Genomic DNA, 20,475 nt, shown 5'->3' with positions numbered 1-20,475 from the left:
GGATCCGAGCGGATCCGGGCGGCAGGGCAGTGAGCGCTCAGCGCAGTAGCAGCTGAAGTCCGCCGAGCACGGTCGCTCCGATCACCAGGCGCTCGAAGAGCCGCTGGTCGATCCGGTTCACACAGACCTTGCCGATATAGGCGCCCGGCAGCACGAAGAGCACCAGGGCGGCGTCCAGCAGGAGCGAGTGGGCGTCGATCAGACCGAGTCCCACGCTGAACGGCACCTTCGAGGTGTTGACGATCAGGAAGAACCACGCCGAGGTCCCCAGGAAGCCGAGCTTCCGGAAGCCCGCGGAGAGCAGATACATCGACATGACCGGGCCGCCCGCGTTGGCGACCATCGTCGTGAACCCGCCGAGCACTCCGTACGAACGGGCCTTGAGACGACCGCCCGACGGTTCCGGGCGATCCGTGTCGCCCGAGTCCTGGCCGATGTCCGCCGTCTCTTTCGTACCGTCCGTTCCGCCGGCGCGCCGCCGCCACACCGTGACTCCGGCCATCAGCAGCAGAATCGCCCCGATCGATGTACGGACGGCCGCGTCGTCGGCCCACAGCAGAAAGACCGTGCCCACCACGACGCCCGCGGCGACCGCCGGGAACAGCCGCCACAGAGTCGGCCAGTGGGCATGCCGCCGGTAGGTCAGTACGGCGAGCACATCGCCCATGATCAGCAGAGGCAGCAGCACCCCGGTCGAATCACGTGCGGGCAGCACGGCGGCGAACACGGCCAGACTGACCGTATTCGCACCGCTCACCGCGGTCTTCGAAAAGCCGACGAGCGCCGCCGCCAGGGCGAGCGCGGCGAATCCCCACCAAGTTATGTCCATGCCAACGTCTGATGGTATGCCCGGTGGGCCCACCGCGAGCACAGCCCTTGGCGGGAGGAGTACTTGGCGGAGTGCGCGGAGTGCTGAGAGAGGCTCCGCGAGTGCGGTCGGATGCGTACGCTGGGGCTGCCGCGAAGATCGCGTCGGGAGAACGGGCCGAGAGGGTGAATGTGATGAGCATGGAGCGTCCGCCGGAGTTCGATTCGGGCGTGGCCCATCCCGCCCGCGTGTACAACGCGTGGCTGGGCGGCAAGGACCACTATCCCGCCGATCTGGAGGCCGCCGAACTGGCCGCCGAGGCCAATCCCGGGATCGTTCCCTCCGTCCGCGCCAACCGCGCCTTTCTCGGCCGGACGGTCCGTCATCTCGCGGGCGAGGCCGGGATCCGGCAGTTCCTGGACATCGGCACCGGCATTCCCGCCGCGGACAACACCCATGAGGTCGCCCAGTCCGTCGCTCCGGACTCCCGTGTCGTCTATGTGGACAACGACCGGATCGTGCTGGCCCACGCACGCGCCCTGCTCGTCGGCTCGGCCCAAGGGCGGACCGACTACATCGAGGCCGACGCCCGCGATGTGGAGACCATCCTCGCCGAGGCACGGCACACGCTGGACTTCAGCCGGCCGGTCGGGCTGATGCTCGTCGCGATCCTCCAGTACATCCCGGACGCCGACGATCCGTACGGTGTCGTCCGCAGGCTGCTCGACGCGCTGCCCTCCGGCAGCCATCTCGTGATCTCCCACCCGGCGTCCGACATCAGCGCCGCCGAGGTCGCCGAGTCGATGCGCGTCTACAACGAGCGCGCCGCCGCGCACGCTGCCGCCACACCTCGTACGCATGACCAGGTGGAACGTTTCTTCGACGGTACGGAACTGCTGGCGCCCGGTGTGGTGTCACTGCCGCGGTGGCGCCCGGGCCCGCACGACATACCGGCCGACGACATCCCGATGTGGAGCGGCGTCGGCCGCAAGCCGTAAGCACCTGGTCCCGTACCCGGACCGTACGGATCAGGTCCGGCCGTACGGATCGAACCGTACGGATCAGTCGCGCGCGGCGGCCGTGCGCGCGGCGGGCGCCAGTGCGAAGACCACCGCGGCGCCCATGACCGCCACGGCCGCGAGGCCGATGACTCCCGCCAAGGTCACCTGGAGCAGCAGCCCTCCGGTGGCCGCGCCCGCGAACACAGCCACCACCGATCCCGCCCGGCGATGCGGCTTGGCGCCGGTGCCCGCGCCGAAGACACTCTGCGAGGTGAGCGCGGTGAGCGTCCTGGTGAGCACGGACGTGGTGAGATCCCGCGGCGCCAGAAGGCCGACCGTGGCGTTCTGGAGACCGCAGCAGGCGCCGAGCAGTGCGACGATCAGCAGGGTGGCCCTGCCCTCCGCCCGCAGCACACCCGTGCCGACCAGTGCGGCCGTCAGGGCAAGCAGGGCGGCCTGCCCGGCGAAGGCGGCGGCGAGCCAGAACCGGGGCCGCCGGCCGAAGTGCTTGTTGAGTCGGCCGCCGAGAAATGTGCCCAGGACGAAGGCCGTCAGGGCCACGACCGGACCGACCACCGACAGGTGGTGCGCCTTGGCGATGGAGAGCCCCAGAAAAACGACATTCCCTGTCATATTGGCGACGAAGACATGTCCCAGCCGCAGATAGCTCACCGCGTCCACCAGACCGCTCGCGAAGGTCATGCTCAGCAGCGCTCCCACGGCCCACCGCCGCGCCACGGGAAACTCCTCGTCGGGCACAGGGACACCTACTTTCCACGCTGGAGTCTTTCCGCGCCGGAGCCGGCCGGGCCGCCTGGCCGAGCCCACACCCTAGTCGCGGCATACCGCCCGCCCGTCCGCACCACGCGCATGTCAGAGTCCTGGCAGAGCAGAAAGGTTCTGGCAGCACGAGACCGTCACGAGACCGTTCTGGCAGCACGAAAACGCAGAAGGAGAAACCCAGTGCCCCACGCGTCCGGACATCCCGTCGTCCCCGATGACACCGCCATACCTCCGGTGGTGCGGAACTGGGCCGGCAACATCACCTTCAACGCGGCACGCGTGCACACGCCTCCCTCCATGGAACGGCTGCGGGAGATTGTCGCCGGAAGCGGCGCGGTGCGCGTACTGGGCAGCGGACATTCGTTCAACACGATCGCGGACACCCATGGCGATCTGATCTCGGTGGCCGGACTGCCCAGGACCGTGGAGGTCGACACGACGGCCGCCACGGTCACGGTCGGTGCCGGCCTGCGGTTCGCCGAGTTCACCGGCGCCGTGCACCGGGCCGGGCTGGCGCTGCACAACCTCGGCTCGCTCCCGCACATCTCCGTCGCCGGAGCCTGCGCCACCGGGACGCACGGCTCCGGGACCGGCAACGGGAACCTGGCCTCCGCGGTCCGCGCGCTGGAACTCGTCACGGCCGACGGCGAGCTGCTCACGCTCGCCCGGGGCGACGAGGACTTCGCGGGCGCGGTGGTCGCGCTGGGCGCGGCCGGTGTGGTCACCCGGATGACGCTCGATCTGGTGCCGGGACACGACTTCCGGCAGTGGGTGTACGAAGGGCTTCCGTACGGGCGGCTGCGCGAGCGGTTCGACGACGTCCTGTCCGCCGCGTACAGCGTGAGCCTCTTCACCACCTGGCGGACCGATCGGATCGACCAGGTCTGGCTGAAGCAGCGGACCGGCGACGGCCATCCGGACCCCGCGCCGGACATCTGGCTGGGCGCGGCGCTCGCCGACGGCCCCCGCCATCCGGTGCCGGGTATGGACGCCGGGACCTGCACCGTACAGGGCGGTGCTCCCGGGCCCTGGCACGAGCGGCTGCCGCACTTCCGGCCCGAGTTCACCCCGAGCAACGGTGATGAACTCCAGAGCGAGTACTTCGTCGCGCGCGAGGACGGTCCCGCGGCCTTCGACGCGCTGACGGCGATCGGCGGGCGGATCGCGCCCGCCCTCCAGATCGGTGAGATCAGGACGGTCGCGGCGGACGATCTCTGGCTGAGCCCGGCGTACGGCCGCGACTCGGTCGCCTTCCACTTCACCTGGCACCCGGACATGGCGGCGGTGACGCCGGTGCTGGCCGCCATCGAGGAGGCGCTGGCGCCCTTCGACGCCAGACCGCACTGGGGAAAGGTCTTCACCATGGGCCCGGAGCGGGTCCGGGAGCTGTACGAGCGGTACGCGGACTTCGAGGCGTTCATCGCCAAGCTCGACCCGCGCGGGGTGTTCCGCAATGAGCTGATCGGCCGGTATTTCCCCGGAAGATAGCGTGGTCCGCACTACCGGGCGGATCGTCCGCCAATATTGGTGCCGGGAATATTGTCACCAACCTATTACCTGGAAAATATCCACATCACAGAATCTGTTTCTAACCTCACGCCATGGCCCGGCACAGAATCGCTCCGAACCCCGTCACCGCCCTCCTGGTCACCGGATGGGTCGCGGCCGGCGGTCTCCTGCTGACCACCGGCGGCGACGCTCCGGTCCCGGCGCGGGCTGCCGTCGCGCCGGTTCCGCCGGGATCCGGTGCGGCCCCGCTGCCGGGGCTCCGGGCGGTGGGCGCGGTACGGGCCGGGGAGGCCGGCCGGGGCTCCGGGGCCGATGGCAAGCCCTCGCCGAAGCCAGACAAGCCCTCGGCAGAGCCGGACAAGCCCGCGGTGGATCCGGACGAGGCGCTGGCCACCTCGCTCGAACCGGTCGTGAAGTCCACCTCGGCCTCCCTCTCGGTGGCGGTGCTGGACACGGAGGACGGGGACACGGCGTCGTACGGGTCCGGGAAGACCTATGACACGGCGAGCATCGTCAAGGTCGACATCCTGGTGGCCCTGCTGCTGCAGGCACAGGACCAGGACCGCCATCTGACGGCGGAGGAGAAGGACTACGCGACCTCCATGATCCGCCTCAGCGACAACGCCTCGGCGGACGCGCTGTGGATTGCGATCGGCGGGTCGTCCGGCCTGGACGAGGCGAACCGAAGACTCGGGCTGAAGGCGACGACCGCCGGAGTGAACGGCCACTGGGGGCTGACCCAGACCACGGCCGCCGATCAACTGGTCCTGCTTTCCGCCGTGTTCGGTGACGACTCTGAGTCCGACCTCAGTGAGGCCTCACAGACCTTTATAAGGGGGCTGATGGGCACGGTGTCGACGGACCAGGACTGGGGCGTGTCCGCGGCGGGGACGCTCACCGGGCTGAAGAACGGCTGGCTGCCGCGGACCGCGACCGGCCTGTGGGACATCAACAGCATCGGGCGCGTGACGGTGGACGGGCACGGCTATCTGCTGACAGTGCTCTCGCGGGGCAGCGCCAGCAAGGAGGCGGGCGTCGCCATGGTCGAGAGGGCTTCGAAGGCGGCGGTGCGTGCCCTGAGCGGGCAGGCATGACAGTGCGGGCCACGTGCCGTCCGCTGCCCGATCACGGCCGGGCCGCGAACCGGGTCAGTACGGTCATGGTGGGCCGGAGATTCCGTACGACGGGCACCCGCCGCAGCACCGGCTGGACCACGCCGTAGTACGGACCGCGCCCCCGCGGCGGCGGCACTTCGCGTACGGCCGTGATGTACGGATGCGCGCCGTAGACCTTGCGCAGTTCACCCGCGTCCATGCCCCACGGCATCGGCGGGACGGCGAAGCCCTGGGCGGTTCTCATCCCGCCGTGCGTCGTACGGGCGCTGAACCACCTCGGCACCGCGTCGAAGACGAGCGCTCCGCCCGGGAAGTGCTCGGCGCAGGTGGCGATCACCTCCCGGACCTCGGGAGGCCGCAGATACATCAGCAGGCCCTGGGCGGTGACGAGCACACCGCGGGCGGTGTCGACCTGGTCGGGCCACGCCGGATCCAGGGCGGAGCACGCGAACGTACGGCGCCGCTCACCGTCGGGCAGCAGCCGCAGCCGGACGGCCACGGCTTCGGGCAGATCCACGGTGAGCCAGTTCATCCGGCCGTTGTCCACCCGCCAGAACTGGGTCTCCAGACCTTCGCCCAGCGCGATGACCGTGCCGTCGGGACGCTCGGTGAGGAAGTGCCGTACGACGCCGTCGAAGGTACGGACGCGCAAGGCCTGGCCCTGCGCCAGGAACGGGCTGGGCGGGCCGAAGGTCTGGGCGAAGGGATAGTCGACGGCGTCGACGAGCTCGACCGCCTTCGGATCCTGAAACGTGGAAGTCGGGTCCCGCGCGTCGCACGCGCGCTGGTACAGATTCCACAGCAGAGTCTCGGGAACGCCCTTGAGCGCGACGGGCACCTTCTCTCCGCGGCCTCTCCGCCCGTCCTTCCGAAGATCCTTCCGCCGGTTCTGCTCCTGGCGCCTCTCGTCGTCGTCCATGGCGCAACGCTCCCCGCGCTTGTTCGACTGCCTCTGTGCCACATATGCCTCCAGCACACCCATTCAACCGCGTCCCGCCTGCGGTTATGGCATCTCTGAGTGGCGGATTCGTATGACGGAAAGATGGCCGGATTTCCACCGGATGATCCTTGTATCCGTGCCGCGCGAACCGCCGTCATACGGCACTCTGCTCGTATGAGCGCGAACTCGGACGAGACGGCGGACGGCTTATTCGACGAAGCGGCGGCACGGCGGCTGCTGGAGCTGGGCGCACGCGAGGAGGCGCTCAGACGCGCCTTCCCGGTGGACGGTCCGGATGTGGATCCGGTGTCCATCGCGCACTACACCGGATATGCCGCGATGCTCCATGAGGACCGTGGCTGGCGGCAGCTCTTTCCCGCCGTCGCCGCCGAGGAGGAGGCACGGCTGGATCTCCGTGATGTCCTGCTGGTACGGGCCGCGAACGGCGGCGAGCTGGGCCGGCGCTTCGCCCGGGCCGCCGAGGCCGTCGCGCGCGGTGAGGACCAGGTGATCATCGGCGAGGACGTCTACCGCGTCGTACGGATCGAGCAGACCGTCATCATGACCGCCCATGGCCCGCAGCCGCCACGCCCGCACGACCAGGAGTTCCCCGAGGTGCTCGACGAGCGTCCCGGGCCGCGCGGTCCGGGACGGCCGCTGGACGACTGACCGCTGACAGGTGGACGGACGGACCACCGGACGACCGACCACCGGACCGCTGACCACTGGACGGCTGACCGGCCGACCGGGCCCGGCTCATGCTCCGCGCGCGACCACCAGGGCGCAGCGAGGACTGCCGTCGGGCCGGCGGCCGAGATCGGACAAGGGCAGCAGACCGGTCGTGAATCCCGCACCGGCCAGTTCGTCCAGCACATCCGGCAGCCGGAACGTGCGGTAGTACATGACGAACGGCGGATGCCAGAGCAGATTGCGCAGCCGCATCGCCGAGTCGAAACCCCAGAGCGCCCAGTAGAGCCCGGAGCCGACCCGGGGCGGCGCGGGCACGGGAAACACGAACAGACCGTCCGGCCGGAGAGCGGCACGCGCCTGGGCGAACACCGCCCGCCGCTCGGCCGGCAGGAAATGACCGAACGCGCCGAAGCTCACGGCCAGATCGAACGCGGGCGCGAGAGGCAGGGCGCGCGCGTCGGCCCGTACCCACTCCACGGCCGGTCCGCCGGGAAGATCCGGCATCGCGGATCCGGCGGCGGCGAGCATGCCCGCGCTGAAGTCGACGCCGACGATCCTTTCGTCGCAGAGCCGCCGCAGCACGCCCATCCCGGCGCCGGTGCCGCAGCAGATGTCGAGTCCCGTACGGAACGGGCCGAGCGGCCGAACGGTACGTACCACCGCGTCCAGCACCTGATCCGGCGTACGGAACGGTGTCCGGTCGAACTTCGGCGCCAGCAGGTCATAGCCGTGCTCGACGGATGAGAGCGCCTGTACGGCGAGTTCGCGAAGGGTCGGGCCCTCAGGGGAGAACATCGTCGGCCAGCCTAACCACTCCCGGCCGCTGTCGTGTCCCTGCCCGCTGGACCGTCCGCCGTCCGCCGTCCGCCGCACCGCCGCACCGTCCGCCGCCGGGCCCGGGCTCACAGATGCTGAGTGCGGTGGAGCCGCCACACGGTGAGGGCGAGCTGGAGACGGAGCCGTCCGTGCGGCTCGTGCACCGGCCAGCCGAGCCAGTGCTCCGCCTGTACCAGCCGGTCCTGGAGCGTGGAGTGGTGCATGGTCAGCTCCGCCGCCGCGGCCCGCAGACTCGTGGCGAAGGCGACCGCGTGGAGCGTCGACGCGGCCCAGGGAGCCGCCGCGACGGCGCGCTCCAGCGCCCGTACATCGGCGATCGGCTCCGCATCGGGACCGACGGCGTCCGCCAGCAGGGCGAGACCGCCCAGTTCGTCCGCGTATACGGTCCTCGGGCCAGGATCGTGCTCGTCGCCCTCCGCGGTGAACCGCAGGGCGGTCCGCGCGGCGGTCGCGGACGCCGGCAGATCGAGTACGGGCACCGCCGGGCCGATCCCGGCGCGCCGGCCGCCGGTGGAGGGCGTACGTGTACCGGTAGAGGGCATCGCCTCGACCACGGTCGCGCCTCCCGCTGGCGCCACCGCGCGGGCGAGCGCCGTGTCCCGCAGACCGAGCCGGACGGCCGCCTGCCACCGGGCGTGCTCGGGCGCCGAGGCGTCCAGCAGCACTTCCACCGAGGCCGGGTCGGCGGCCGGACTTCCCGACGGCGCCCGGCCTCTGGTCCGGTCGAGCACATCGCGCGCGGCGGCTGCCGCCCGCTCCAGCACCATCGCGTCGACGCCGTTCGGCGGTCCGGTCCGCTCCAGCCACACCGCCGCGACACCGTCCGGCACCAGCGCTGCCGACATCCAGCCGGGATCGACCGGACCGCCGCCGTCCTGGCGTATTCCGTCGGCGCCGACACGGATACGCACTCCGCGCGCCTCGTCCACCAGCCGGGCCGGGCAGCCCGACAGCACCGCCGCGCCGCGCACCAGCGACTCCAGCCCGGCCCGGCCCTCGACCAGCCGGTCGAAGTAGACGATCACATGGAGCGCCGCGCCCGCGTCGGGATCGAGTGCGGCAAGCCTGCCCGCCAGCTCTTTCACCACTTCATCCTGCGGCTTCGGACAGCCGGTGCCAAGCGTCCGTCCCGGCCCGTTCAGTTCGCGAGCAGCCTGCGCAGCCACACGAGCGGTGCGTTCCTGGCGTCCTGGGACAGCGCGGCCTGCGGCGCCATCATCTCGAAACCGTGGAAGCCGCCCGGCCACACATGCAGCTCGGCCGCGCCGCCCGCCTGCCACAGCCGGGTGGCGTACGTGACGTCCTCGTCCCGGAACGTCTCCGCCGAGCCGACATCGATGAAGGCCGGCGGCAGCCCCGACAGATCCGTGGCCCGCGCCGGAGCGGCGTACGGCGGGACATCGGGGCCGCCGCGCCGCTCACCGAGGAGCGCCGTCCATCCGGCATGGTTCGCCGCGCTGTCCCACACGCCCAGACCGGCCATCTGAAGGCTGGAGACGGTGTCGTTGCGGTCGTCGAGCATCGGGCACATCAGGAGCTGCCCGGCCAGTGCCGGTCCGCCGCGGTCGCGGGCCAGCAGGGCGACGCCCGCGGCGAGACCGCCGCCGGCGCTGCCGCCGCCGACCACGATCCGGCCGGGATCGATCCCGAGCTCGGCGGCATGCTCCGCCGTCCACACCAGCCCGGCGTACGAGTCCTCCACCGGAGCGGGATGCGGATGCTCGGGAGCCAGCCGGTACTCCACGGATACGACGACCAGATCCAGCTCCTGGGCCCAGTCGAGCACCGTGTCGATGCCGGTCCGGTTGTCCCCGAGGACCATCCCGCCGCCGTGGATGTGGTAGAGCGCGGGCAGCGTGGTGGTGGCTCCGGTCGGCCGGCAGATGAGCAGCGAGATGTCCGGCTCACCCGCCGGGCCCGGCACCGTACGCTCCTCGACCTCGAAAGCGCCGTCGCGCCGCAGATCCTCGTCGGACAGCCGGCTCCGGTCCTGGCCCGCCCGCACGGCCGGGATGTCGTCGAGGTTCAGCCGGCCGCCGAACTGCTCGTTGATGACGTCGAGCGCCGCCGCCAGCTCCGGATCGAAGGGCGGCGGCGGTCCGACCAGCCCGTCCCGTACGGCGGTGGGCCGCGTGTCGGCGGACGGGCCCTGCGCGGATGTCGTCGTGGGCGGGGCCGCTGCGGGCGGCGTGTCCGAGAACGGGGCGGCGGTCATCTGCTCTCCCTGGGTCGCGGCCACGTCCCTGTGGCCGATCACGCCATCCTGCCTCCGGACCGGAGTGCGCGGCGGCGCCGGACGGCGGAGATCACCCGCCGTCCGGCGGGTGCCACACCGCACGAAGGTGCCATGAGCCAGGAGACACGTCCCACGCGATGGGTGTTCAAACCTCGCGACCGCGACGCATCGGCGGATTTCATACGATCGCAACGCTGTGATCTCGACAGATACCCCCGCGCGGTGTCAGTCTCCCGCCATGCACCTCACCGCCCGAAGCTTTCTCCCCGCCGTCTTCGTCCTCGCCGTCGCAGCCGCCACCGGCTGCGCGCCGCAGGAGACGTCGTCGTCGGACGAGTCCTCCGCCTCCGCGCCCTCCTCCGCGCAGTCCGCCGCGTCCTCCTGCGGGGCGCCCACGCTCGCGACGGAGACCAAGGGAAAGCTGACCGTCGGAACGGACAAACCGGCCTACGCGCCCTGGTTCGAGGACGACGATCCGGCCAACGGCAAGGGCTTCGAGTCCGCCGTCGCGTACGCCGTCGCCAAGGCACTCGGCTTCGGGAAGGACCAGGTCGTCTGGCAGACCGTCCCGTTCAACAACTCCTTCGCGCCGGGCGAGAAGAACTTCGACTTCGACATCAACCAGATCTCCATCAGCGACCAGCGCAAGCAGGCCGTCGACTTCTCCTCGGGCTACTACGACGTACGCCAGGCCGTCGTCGCGCTGAAGAAGTCCCCGTACGCCGGAGCGAAGAGCGCCGCCGATCTCAAGGGCGCCAAGCTCGGCGCCCAGGTCGGCACCACCAGCCTGGACACGATCAATGAAGTGATCAAGCCGACGCAGCAGCCCGCCGTCTTCCAGAAGAACGATTTCGCCAAGTCCGCGCTGCGCAACGGCCAGGTCGACGCCATCGTCGTCGATCTGCCCACGGCCTTCTACATCACCTCGGCCGAGGTGCCGGACGCCGAGGTCGTCGGCCAGTTCGCGAACTCGGCAGGCACCGCCGAGCAGTTCGGGCTCGTTCTCGACAAGGGCAGCGCGCTCACCACCTGTGTCACCGAGGCCGTCGACGGGCTGCGCGAGGACGGCACACTCGCCGCGCTGGAGAAGCAGTGGCTGTCCGACGCCGTGGACGCACCGGTACTCAAGTGACCTCGAACACCGTTCCCTTGGGGAAGGACGGAGACACGGGCGAGGGCGGAGGCGTGCGCGAGGAAGCCGGCGCGGACGGGTACACACCGTCCGCGCGACGGCTCGAACGCGAGCGGTACAAGCGCGCCCGAGCCCGCCGCGCCACCGCGATCGCCGCGCTCTCCACGCTGGTGACGGGCGTGGTCCTCTTCCTCGTCATCACCGGCTCACCTGGCTGGCAGCGCACCCGTGAGACCTTCTTCAGCGCCGAGTACGCGCGGATGGCGCTGCCTCAGGTCCTCGACGGTCTGCTGCTCAATCTGCGGCTGCTGGCGGTCTGCGGAGTGGCCGTCCTCGTCCTCGGACTGCTGCTGGCGATCGCCCGTACCCTGCGCGGCCCGGTCTTCTTCCCGATCCGTGCACTGGCCACCGCGTACACCGACTTCTTCCGCGGACTGCCGCTGATCATCTGTCTGCTGATGGTCGTCTTCGGTGTGCCGGCGCTCCGGCTCCAGGGCGTCACCACGGATCCCGTCCTGCTCGGCGGCACGGCGCTCGTGCTGACCTACTCCGCGTATGTCGCCGAGGTCTTCCGGGCGGGCATCGAGTCCGTACATCCCTCGCAGCGGGCGGCGGCCCGCTCGCTGGGACTCTCCAGCGCCAAGACCCTGCGGTACGTGGTGCTTCCGCAGGCCGTACGGCGCGTCGTGCCGCCGCTCCTGAACGATCTGGTGTCGCTCCAGAAGGACACCGGACTGGTCTCGATCGCCGGTGCCGTCGACGCCGTCTACGCGGCCCAGATCATCGCCGGAAAGTACTTCAACTACACGCCGTACGTGGTCGCGGGCCTCGTCTTCGTCGCGCTGACGATCCCGATGACACGCTTCACCGACTGGATCACCGCCCGGATGGACCGCAGACGCGCGCAGGGAGGAACCGTATGACCACCGCCGACGCTCCCGTGCTGCGCCTGGAGTCCGTACGCAAGACCTTCGGCCGGGACCGCGTCGTCCTGCGCGATGTCACCCTCGATGTCGCACCGCACACCGTCACGGCGCTGATCGGCGCCTCGGGCTCCGGCAAGTCGACGCTGCTGCGGTGCGCCAATCTGCTGGAGGAGATCGACGACGGAGCGATCTTCCTCGACGGTGAGGAGATCACCGATCCACGGACCGACCCGGACGCGGTGCGCCGCCGGATCGGTGTCGTCTTCCAGTCGTACAACCTCTTCCCGCATATGACGGTCCTCCAGAACGTCACCCTCGCGCCGCGCCGGGTCCTGGGCGTCCCGCGCGAGGAGGCGGAGGAACGGGCCAGGGAACTGCTGGCCCGTCTCGGTCTCGGCGACAAGGCGCGGGAGTACCCGGACCGGCTCAGCGGCGGCCAGCAGCAGCGCGCGGCGATCGTACGGGCCCTGGCCGTACGCCCGCGGCTGCTGCTCCTGGACGAGATCACCGCGGCGCTCGACCCGGAACTGGTCGGCGAGGTGCTCTCGGTCGTACGGGACCTCAAGGACGACGGGATGACGATGGTGCTGGCCACCCATGAGATGGGATTCGCCCGGGAGGTCGCGGACCAGGTCTGCTTCCTCGACGCGGGAGTCGTCCTGGAGCGCGGCACACCTCGGGAGGTCTTCGGCGCTCCTCGGGAGGAGCGTACGAAGCGGTTCCTGCGGCGGATCGTCGAGGCGGGCCGCCTCTGAGTGCCCTTCTCACCCCGGCCCTTCTCATCCGGGCCCCGGCCGGCGCGGCGCCGCCGAGAACTCCACGGGCAGCGAGACGGGAACACGTGTCCAGGGCGAGGGCTGCCAGCTCACCTCCTCGGGCCGGATGGCCAGCGTCATGTCGGGCAGCAGATGCAGCGCGGTGTTCACCGCGGTACGGGTGATCAGCCGCGCCGGCACCTGCGCCGGGCACACATGCGGACCGGCCGAGAACGCGAGATGCGCGCGGTTGCCCGGCTCGCCCGCCTCGTCGGGACGGATCGCGGGATCGTCGTTGGCGGCGGCGATCCCGAGGATCAGCACATCGCCGCGCCGGATCTGACGGCCGCCCAGCTCGGTGTCGCGCAGCGCGTACCGGGCGGGCATGTTGTTCATCGGAGGATCGCGCCACAGCGCCTCGTCCAGGGCGTCGTCCACACCGAGCCGGCCGCCGTGCAGCCGGGCCGCGAACCGCGGATCGGTGAGCATCAGCCTCAGCGCGTGGGAGATCCAGGCGTTGACGCCCTCCGTGCCCGAGGAGATCATCACCACCATCGACTGAAGACGTTCCGCGTCGGTGCGCAGATTCGGATGGTGGATGATCGCGGTCGTCAGGTCGTCGGCCGGATCGAGCTGCCGCTCGCACAGGGTGTCGACCAGGATCTCCTGGAAGTGGCGGTTGCCGTCCTGCGAGTCGTCGGCGCTGCCGAACAGCGCGACCAGCGCCCGCCGCAGCTCCTGGCCCTCAGTGCTGTCCAGACCGAACAGCGACGCGATGGAGAGCAGCGGCACGATCGCCGCGTACTCGCTCACCAGATCGGCCCGGCCGTGCGGGGAGAACTCCGCGATCAGCTCCGTACAGACCGACTCGACCTGACGGCGGGCCTTGCGCTGGTCGATCCGCGCGACACCGTCGTCCAGAGGCTGGCGGAGCCGGCGGTGCTCCGGGCCGTCCGCGCCGATGACATTGGCGCGCCAGGCCATCATCGGCAGCAGTCCCGACTGCGGTGAGACCACACCGTCGTTGAGATCGCGCCAGTTGCGGGCGTCACGGGAGAAGAGCTGTTCCTGGCGGGTGACGGTCAGCAGCTCCCGATAGCCCATCACGAGCCAGGCGGGCACGCCCGGCTCCAGCTCCACCTTGGCGACGGTGCCCCAACGCTCCCGCAGACCGCGGTAGACCTCGCGCGGTTCGGCGGCGCCCGTCGCGGACGCGAGCGGGAAGAGCTCCGTACGGCCGCTGTGCGCGGGACAGCCGGGCGGCGGTGAGGGCGGTGAGGGCGACGGGACCGACGAGGACAGGGAAGGCGGCGGGGAGGGCGGCGAGGAATGGCTCATGAGGCGGGCTCCTTGGTACGCACCGTACCGGCGGCGGACACATACTCGACCAGGCTGATCAGCGCGTCCACCGACGGAGCACGCTCCCGCGCGTCGCACATCACCACAGGTGTCTCGGGCAACAGGTCGAGCGCGCGCCGCAGTTCCCGGACGGCGTACTCCTCGCTGTCCGGGAACTGGTTGATGGCGACGGCGAACGGCAGCCCGCGCAGCTCCAGTTGCTCCAGTACGTCGAAGCTGTCCTCCAGCCTGCGGGTGTCGACGAGGACGAGCACTCCGAGCGCGCCCTCCGCCAGGCCCTCCCACAGATCCCAGAACCGCCGCTGCCCGGGTGTGCCGAACAGATAGAGGACCAGTCGGGAGTTGAGCGTGATCCGGCCGAAGTCCATGGCGACCGTGGTGGTGGTCTTGGTGGACATCCCGGCGAGATCGTCCACGCCGACGCTCGCCTCGGTCATCACCTCTTCGGTGCGCAGCGGTTCGATCTCGCTGACCGAGCCGACCAGTGTGGTCTTGCCGACGCCGAACGCGCCCACCACCAGGATCTTCACAGCCTGCTGGACAGTGTCGGGCAAATAGCGGTCAGCGGAGCCGACGGAGACCATCCAGTACCTCCTGAAGCAATTGCGGGTCGGGCTGCACGGCCTGGGGGACACCGGAGCGCGCGGACAGATGACCGCTGTCGACGAGATCGGAAGCCAGCACCTTCACCAGGCTCACCGGCAGTTCGAGATGGGCGGACGCCTCCACCAGCGAGAGCAGCCGCTCGCACATCCGGACAAGGGCGCGCTCCTCCCTGGTCGCGGAGACCGGCAGCTCGCACGGCGGATCGGCCGCGATGAGCAGCGTCTCGACGCCCACGGTGTTCCGCGAGGGCCGGGAGCGTCCCTTGGTGATCACATAGGGGCGTAAGGCTCCGGCGCCGTACTCGCCCTCGTCCTCTGGACCGCTCACCGAGCCGATTCCTGTCGCGGCGGACTGCTCAGATTCCCGGCGCCGATCTTCAGCACCTGCGCCTGCATCTGCCGGGCGACCAGCTTCGGGTCCACCACCGGGCCCGTCACCACCGCGAGATGGGCGCCGTTGGCGCTGCGCATGAAGAGGAAACCGCCGTTGAACTCGACCATCTGCTGATGCACGGCTCCGCCGTCCTCGCCGAACTCCCTGCCGAGGCTGCGGGCGAGGGACTGGAGCCCCGAGCAGTTCGCCGAGAGCCGGTCCGCGGAGTTGCGGTTCATACCCTCGGAGCTGGCCAGCAGCAGTCCGTCGGCGCTGAAGACGATCACTTCTCTTACCCCGGGCACCACGGCGACATCGGCGATCATCCAGCCGCGTTGCTCCGGGTTCTCCACGTAACTCATGCTCAGTTCGGTCCTTCCGGTTCGGGTGTGGGGGAGGAGGGCCCGTCGGGGCCCTCGTTCGGGAGGGAGGAGGACGGCGTGGCCGGACGGCCGCCCTCGAAGAACTGCTCCATCCAGTCACCGGCCTGTTCCGGTGTGCCCGGCGGTGTCGTGGCGGTGGGGGCCGCCTCGGCCGCGGGAGCGTATTCACCGCGCCGCGAACGGCGCTGAGGCAGCCGGCGGCCGGCCCGCGGCGGATCCATGGGTGTCGCGGCTTCCGGGGCGTCCGGGACCACTGGGCCGGGATTCACCGGGTCGGGATGCACAGGGCTGGGAGTCACCGGGGCGGGAGTCACGGGTGCGGGGGCCACTGGGGTCGGGGACAGGGGAACGGGAGTCACGGGTGCGGGAGCCGGCGGAGAGGGCGTCGCCGGCGCGGATTCGGCAGGCGTAGAAGGCGCGGGGGCCGCAGCGGGCGCGGAGGCCACGGAGGCCGCGGGGCTCGGCGACGCGGATACGGCGGATACGGGGATGGCCGGCGCGGCTGCGGACACGGCGGCCGAGGGCGCCCGGCGCACCGGGATACCGGCCACGGTGGTCGTGACGGTGCTCGCCGCCTCGGGCGCCTGCGCGGGCCTGGGCACGGACCGTACGGCCACGGTGGTACCGGCCGGAGCGAGCGTCTCCAGCACCTCCGAGGGCACCAGCACCACCGCGCGGACACCGCCGTACGGAGACGGCCCGAGGTCGACATGGAAGCCGTGCCGGTCGGCGAAGCGCCCGACGACCGCGAAGCCCGTCTGCGGGATCTCGCCGACCTCGCCGACGCCCAGGAGCCGCCGTCCGGAGACGATCTCGCGCGCCTCCGCGAGCCGGTACTCGTCCAGGCCGAGCCCTCCGTCGTCCACCTCGATGACCGCGCCGCGCTGCACCGTACGCACGGTCACCGGCACATTCGTCCGAGGCGGCGAGTACTCCGTGGCGTTGGCGAGCAGCTCGGCCAGCAGATGGACCAGTGGCTCGACCACCGAGGGACGCACACCGATGTCGGGATCGCCGGTGACCTCGATACGCCGGTACGCCACGATCCGGCCGGACGCCGCCCTGACCACATCCACCAGCGCCAGCGGCTTCTGCCACTGCTGGCCCGGCCACTCGCCGCACAGCACCTTCAGACTCTGGGCGTGCCGGGCCTGCTGGGTGGCCGCGTGGTCCACCCGCATGGTGGTCTCCAGCAGATCGGCGTCGCCGGGATAGCGGTCGGCCAGTCCCGTCACCGCGGCCTGGATCCGGTGCGCCGAGGTCTGGACCCGGCTCGCCAGCTCGACGAGCGCCAGCCGCTGCGACTCCTCGCGGTGCTCGACCGAGCGGGAGACCTCGGCCAGCAGCCGGTCGAACCACCGGGCCACCGGGTCGGCCGGCCGGTCACCGCGGTGCGGCGGCACCGGGATCTCCGCCCTGCCGAGCGCGGCGGGCAGCCGCTCGTTGACGAGATGCTCGACCTCTTTCCGTACCAGCTCCGCCTGCTGCTCCAGCCGGGAGTGCCAGTCGGCCTCGCGGCGGGCCGCGGCGGTCTGGGCGTGCTGGTGCCGGCTGCGCAGATTCACCAGGGCGGTGAGCACCAGCACGGCGAGCACGCCATAGGCCAGGGCCGCGCCGATATGGACGTACGCGAGGGAGAACACCGCCGTGCCGAGCGCGGCGGCGGTGACGGCGAGTGTCACCGGCCAGGGCCATGACGAGACGCGGGACAGAAGAGAGGGCGCGGGGGAACGTGCCATGGAGAACCTTCGAGTTGGCTGAAAATCGTGGTCCGGCTGAATTCACCCGGCGGAAGTCACGGGCGGTGAAAGCGGTGGAGAGCCGGTATGAGCGCCGGATGTACGGGCGTGGGGCGCTGGGCCCCTTCGGCCTCGGCGCGGACATACGGCTTGATCATGGGTAGAACTACCTCTTCACCGGACGCTGTTGGGGGATCGTACAACCAGCGTCCTCACGTGAAGTCACATCCCGGCCACATGCGGTTACGGCCGTTACCTGTGCGCGAGTGGCCCGGACACCGCTCTCGGCAGGCCGGATATCGCGTACACGTCATCGATCGGGTCCGCCCGTCCGGCACGGTGGACGGTGGTCGGACGGCGGTCATGACACGCCGTCGTGGCCGAGGGGCGGCCCGGGGCCCGTACCGCCACCGCCGCCCGCTACGGGCCGGACCTGCCCGTACGCGCGGACACAGCCCTCGGACCGCCCGTGCGGCAGGGCACGGGCGGGATCGCGGACATCTGGATTTCCGGGCTCCGCCGAGGACGGGCGAGGGCCGGGCCGAGGTGGCGGATTTTGACACCGCCACCCGGGCAGCTCAGCGCCTCATACGGTCGGTCTGGCGGATCTTGTTCGTCACATCCAGGGCGGCGACCTTGTACGACTCCGCGAGCGTCGGGTAGTTGAACACCGCGTCCACCAAGTAGTCGACCGTACCGCCGCAGCCCATCACGGCCTGACCGATATGGATCAGCTCCGTCGCGCCCGAGCCGAAGCAGTGCACCCCGAGCAGCCGCCGGTCCTCGGGCGACACCAGCAGCTTCAGCATGCCGTGCGCGTCCCCGATGATCTGACCGCGCGCCAGTTCGCGATAGCGCGAGATCCCGACCTCGAACGGTACGCGCGCGTCGGTCAGTTGGTCCTCCGTCCGGCCGATGAAGCTGATCTCGGGAATGGTGTAGATCCCGATCGGCTGGAGGTGGTGCATCGCGTTCACCGGCTCGCCGCAGGCGTGGTACGCCGCCACCCGTCCCTGCTCCATCGAGGTCGCGGCCAGCGCCGGGAAGCCGATGACATCGCCGACGGCATAGATATGCGGAACCTCGGTGCGGTAGTGCTCGTCCACCGTGATCCGGCCGCGCTTGTCGGCGGAGAGCCCCGCCTTGTCGAGATCGAGCTCATCGGTCAGCCCTTGCCGGCCCGCAGAGTACATCACGGCGTCGGCGGCGATCTTCTTGCCGCTCTCCAGGATCGTGAGCGTGCCCTGCTCATGCCGCTCGACCGCCGCGACCGTCTCACCGAAGCGGAAGGTCACCGCCAGATCGCGCAGCCGGTACTTGAGCGCCTCGACCACCTCGACATCGCAGAAGTCGAGCATTCCGTCACGCTGTTCGACCACAGTGATCTTGCTGCCGAGCGCCGCGAACATGGATGCGTATTCCATGCCGATGACGCCGGCGCCGACGATCACCATGGACCGTGGCACCTTCTCCATGTTCAGGACGCTGTCGGAGTCCATGACCGTACGGTCGTCGAACTCCACACTCGCCGGGCGTGCCGGACGCGTGCCGGTGGCGATGACGATGTGCTCGGCGGTCAGCAGCCGGTCCTGCCCGGAGAGGTCCCGTACGGCCACGGTGTGATCGTCCATGAACCGTCCGGTGCCCGACAGCAGCGTCACCTGGTTCCTGGCGAGCTGGTTGCGTACGACATCGACCTCCAGGCCGACCACATGCTGGGTACGGGCGGTGAGATCGGCGACGGTGATCTCTTCCTTGAGCCGGTAGCTCTGGCCGTACAGATCCCGCTGGGTCAGCCCGGTGAGATAGAGCACCGCTTCCCGCAGTGTCTTGGAAGGGACGGTTCCGGTATGAATGGAGACGCCGCCGACCATTTCGGGCCGGTCGACGACGGCGACCCGCCGGCCGAGTTTGGCCGCTGCTATGGCGGCCTTCTGGCCGCCCGGTCCTGATCCGATGACAAGCATGTCGAAGTCGGGCACGGGAGGAGTCTGTCAGCCGGGCGTGTTTCCCGGAAGGGCGGGTCCGGCAGGTGATGCGGCGGACCGGCATGAACAACGATCATTTACGGTGAGTTCTTGTCCGGTCGCCCGGTGCGGGCCCGGCGGGCGCTTCCGTACGCAGGGAGGATGAACCAGCCAGTGGTTCTGAAGACATTCAGATGGGCTTTTCTCGTCACCGCGGCCGGTCTCGCCGCCGGGGCGCTCTACGGCGGATGGGCCGCCCTGGGGATCGTCGCGATCCTGGCCGTCCTGGAGGTCTCGCTCTCCTTCGACAACGCGGTGATCAACGCCGGGATCCTGAAGCGGATGAGCGCCTTCTGGCAGACGATCTTCCTCACCGTCGGTGTGCTGATCGCGGTCTTCGGGATGCGGCTCGTCTTTCCCGTGCTGATCGTCGCGATCACCGCGAAGATCGGCCCGGTCCAGGCCGTCACACTGGCGATCAACGACAAGGACCGCTACCAGCAGCTCGTGACCGACGCCCATCCGGCGATCGCCGCCTTCGGTGGGATCTTCCTGCTGATGATCTTCCTCAACTTTATCTTCGAGGAGCGGGAGATCACCTGGCAGACCTGGCTGGAGCGGCCTCTGGCCAGGCTCGGCAAGGTCGGGACGCTCTCGGTCTGTATCGCGCTGATCGTGCTGGTCGTCGCCGCCATGACGGTCGCCACCCATGCCCACCAGCACGGCGGCGGGCATGCCGACAAGGCCCAGATGGTACTGACCGCCGGAGTCGCCGGTCTCATCACCTATCTGGTGGTCGCAGGGCTCTCCGGCTTCTTCGAGAACCGTATCGAGGAGGTGGAGGAGGAAGCGGAGGAGGCCGAGGAGAAGGCCCGGGAGAGACGCGGCGGCGGGAACGGCGCGGTGGCGGCGCTCACCGGGAAGGCCGCGTTCTTCACCTTCCTCTATCTGGAGGTCATCGACGCGTCGTTCTCGTTCGACGGAGTCATCGGCGCCTTCGCCATCACCAACGACATCGTGCTGATGGCCCTCGGTCTCGGCATCGGCGCCATGTACGTCCGGTCGCTCACCGTCTATCTGGTCCGGCAGGGCACACTCGACGACTTCGTCTTCCTGGAGCACGGCGCGCACTACGCCATCGGCGCGCTCGCCGTGATTCTCCTGGTCACCATCCAGTACCAGATCAGCGAGCTCGTCACCGGCCTCGTCGGAGTCGTGCTGATCGGCTGGTCCTTCTGGTCCTCGGTACGGCGCAACGCCCGTATCGCCCGGGAGACCGAGGGGGAACGCGCCGTCGACGGCGCCGGGTGACTCACC

The 20,475-nt window shown here is 70.3% G+C and carries 20 protein-coding genes; 8 read left to right on the top strand and 12 right to left on the bottom strand.

All coding sequences use genetic code 11. From position 1 onward, the window contains the following. Positions 1-37: 37 nt before the first annotated feature. Positions 38-829 (bottom strand): sulfite exporter TauE/SafE family protein, encoded by a 792-nt coding sequence (locus ACFV6H_RS17855; RefSeq protein WP_385542728.1) that lies wholly within the window; start codon positions 827-829, stop codon positions 38-40. Positions 830-1,002: 173 nt separating this feature from the next. Between ACFV6H_RS17855 and ACFV6H_RS17850 the strand changes: the two genes are divergently transcribed. Further along, positions 1,003-1,806: an SAM-dependent methyltransferase gene (locus ACFV6H_RS17850; protein ID WP_385542725.1), complete on the top strand. Its 804-nt coding sequence runs from the start codon at positions 1,003-1,005 to the stop codon at positions 1,804-1,806. 63 nt (positions 1,807-1,869) lie between these two features. Here ACFV6H_RS17850 and ACFV6H_RS17845 read toward each other — a convergent pair whose 3' ends face one another. Beyond that, positions 1,870-2,547: a YoaK family protein gene (locus ACFV6H_RS17845; RefSeq protein ID WP_384984370.1), complete on the bottom strand. Its 678-nt coding sequence runs from the start codon at positions 2,545-2,547 to the stop codon at positions 1,870-1,872. A 225-nt stretch (positions 2,548-2,772) separates the two neighbouring features. Here ACFV6H_RS17845 and ACFV6H_RS17840 point away from each other — a divergent pair, with 225 nt between their 5' ends. Both ACFV6H_RS17840 and ACFV6H_RS17835 read left to right on the top strand, forming a co-directional pair. Next, positions 2,773-4,080, top strand: coding sequence for a D-arabinono-1,4-lactone oxidase (locus ACFV6H_RS17840; protein ID WP_385542722.1), 1,308 nt, complete (start codon positions 2,773-2,775; stop codon positions 4,078-4,080). Positions 4,081-4,193: 113 nt separating this feature from the next. Beyond that, complete coding sequence (locus ACFV6H_RS17835; protein WP_385542719.1) at positions 4,194-5,195, top strand: hypothetical protein; 1,002 nt, start codon at positions 4,194-4,196, stop codon at positions 5,193-5,195. A 31-nt stretch (positions 5,196-5,226) separates the two neighbouring features. On the opposite strand, the gene ACFV6H_RS17830 is transcribed toward ACFV6H_RS17835, so the two are convergent. Beyond that, entirely contained in the window at positions 5,227-6,135 is a 909-nt protein-coding gene (locus ACFV6H_RS17830; RefSeq protein ID WP_385542716.1) for a class I SAM-dependent methyltransferase, read from the bottom strand. A 195-nt stretch (positions 6,136-6,330) separates the two neighbouring features. Here ACFV6H_RS17830 and ACFV6H_RS17825 point away from each other — a divergent pair, with 195 nt between their 5' ends. Further along, positions 6,331-6,825 (top strand): DUF5954 family protein, encoded by a 495-nt coding sequence (locus ACFV6H_RS17825; RefSeq protein ID WP_385542713.1) that lies wholly within the window; start codon positions 6,331-6,333, stop codon positions 6,823-6,825. 87 nt (positions 6,826-6,912) lie between these two features. Here ACFV6H_RS17825 and ACFV6H_RS17820 read toward each other — a convergent pair whose 3' ends face one another. The 3 genes from ACFV6H_RS17820 to ACFV6H_RS17810 form a co-directional block, all read right to left on the bottom strand. Then, entirely contained in the window at positions 6,913-7,641 is a 729-nt protein-coding gene (locus ACFV6H_RS17820; RefSeq protein ID WP_385542710.1) for a class I SAM-dependent methyltransferase, read from the bottom strand. A 107-nt stretch (positions 7,642-7,748) separates the two neighbouring features. Next, positions 7,749-8,768, bottom strand: coding sequence for a helix-turn-helix domain-containing protein (locus tag ACFV6H_RS17815; RefSeq protein ID WP_385542707.1), 1,020 nt, complete (start codon positions 8,766-8,768; stop codon positions 7,749-7,751). Positions 8,769-8,821: 53 nt separating this feature from the next. After that, the gene (locus ACFV6H_RS17810; protein ID WP_385542705.1) at positions 8,822-9,898 is read right to left on the bottom strand and encodes an alpha/beta hydrolase; all 1,077 of its coding nucleotides are present in this window, start codon (positions 9,896-9,898) and stop codon (positions 8,822-8,824) included. Between the two features lie 259 nt (positions 9,899-10,157). Between ACFV6H_RS17810 and ACFV6H_RS17805 the strand changes: the two genes are divergently transcribed. Genes ACFV6H_RS17805 through ACFV6H_RS17795 form a run of 3 tightly spaced genes read left to right on the top strand, consistent with a single transcriptional unit; the run spans position 10,158 to position 12,732 of the window. Then, on the top strand, positions 10,158-11,051 hold the full coding sequence (locus ACFV6H_RS17805) for an ABC transporter substrate-binding protein (RefSeq protein WP_384984390.1): 894 nt from the start codon (positions 10,158-10,160) through the stop codon (positions 11,049-11,051). A gap of 17 nt (positions 11,052-11,068) precedes the next feature. After that, entirely contained in the window at positions 11,069-11,974 is a 906-nt protein-coding gene (locus ACFV6H_RS17800; protein WP_385543098.1) for an amino acid ABC transporter permease, read from the top strand. Next, on the top strand, positions 11,971-12,732 hold the full coding sequence (locus tag ACFV6H_RS17795; RefSeq protein ID WP_385542701.1) for an amino acid ABC transporter ATP-binding protein: 762 nt from the start codon (positions 11,971-11,973) through the stop codon (positions 12,730-12,732). The genes ACFV6H_RS17800 and ACFV6H_RS17795 overlap by 4 nt, the downstream gene beginning before the upstream one ends. Before the next feature lie 24 nt (positions 12,733-12,756). Here the strand turns inward: ACFV6H_RS17795 and ACFV6H_RS17790 are convergent, their stop codons facing one another. The 6 genes from ACFV6H_RS17790 to sthA all read right to left on the bottom strand — a co-directional run bounded on the left by ACFV6H_RS17790 (position 12,757) and on the right by sthA (position 19,173). After that, a complete protein-coding gene (locus ACFV6H_RS17790) occupies positions 12,757-14,070 on the bottom strand; it encodes a cytochrome P450 (protein ID WP_385542698.1) in 1,314 nt (437 codons plus the stop codon). After that, on the bottom strand, positions 14,067-14,675 hold the full coding sequence (locus ACFV6H_RS17785; protein ID WP_384984399.1) for an ATP/GTP-binding protein: 609 nt from the start codon (positions 14,673-14,675) through the stop codon (positions 14,067-14,069). Before ACFV6H_RS17785 ends, ACFV6H_RS17790 begins: the two co-directional genes overlap by 4 nt. Beyond that, a complete protein-coding gene (locus tag ACFV6H_RS17780; protein ID WP_384789428.1) occupies positions 14,653-15,024 on the bottom strand; it encodes a DUF742 domain-containing protein in 372 nt (123 codons plus the stop codon). Before ACFV6H_RS17780 ends, ACFV6H_RS17785 begins: the two co-directional genes overlap by 23 nt. After that, positions 15,021-15,431 (bottom strand): roadblock/LC7 domain-containing protein, encoded by a 411-nt coding sequence (locus ACFV6H_RS17775; RefSeq protein ID WP_093595576.1) that lies wholly within the window; start codon positions 15,429-15,431, stop codon positions 15,021-15,023. Before ACFV6H_RS17775 ends, ACFV6H_RS17780 begins: the two co-directional genes overlap by 4 nt. Positions 15,432-15,433: 2 nt before the next feature. After that, positions 15,434-17,191: an ATP-binding protein gene (locus ACFV6H_RS17770; RefSeq protein ID WP_385542693.1), complete on the bottom strand. Its 1,758-nt coding sequence runs from the start codon at positions 17,189-17,191 to the stop codon at positions 15,434-15,436. A gap of 578 nt (positions 17,192-17,769) precedes the next feature. Beyond that, entirely contained in the window at positions 17,770-19,173 is a 1,404-nt protein-coding gene (sthA, locus tag ACFV6H_RS17765; RefSeq protein WP_385542690.1) for a Si-specific NAD(P)(+) transhydrogenase, read from the bottom strand. Positions 19,174-19,332: 159 nt separating this feature from the next. Between sthA and ACFV6H_RS17760 the strand changes: the two genes are divergently transcribed. After that, positions 19,333-20,469: a DUF475 domain-containing protein gene (locus ACFV6H_RS17760; RefSeq protein WP_385543095.1), complete on the top strand. Its 1,137-nt coding sequence runs from the start codon at positions 19,333-19,335 to the stop codon at positions 20,467-20,469. The last annotated feature ends 6 nt before the right edge of the window (positions 20,470-20,475 follow it).

Origin of the sequence: Streptomyces sp. NPDC059743 (assembly GCF_042732975.1) — a bacterium.
Classification (GTDB): Bacteria; Actinomycetota; Actinomycetes; order Streptomycetales; family Streptomycetaceae; genus Streptomyces.
The sequence above is the reverse complement of the archived record's forward strand: the minus strand, read 5'-3'. Positions and strand labels throughout refer to the sequence as shown.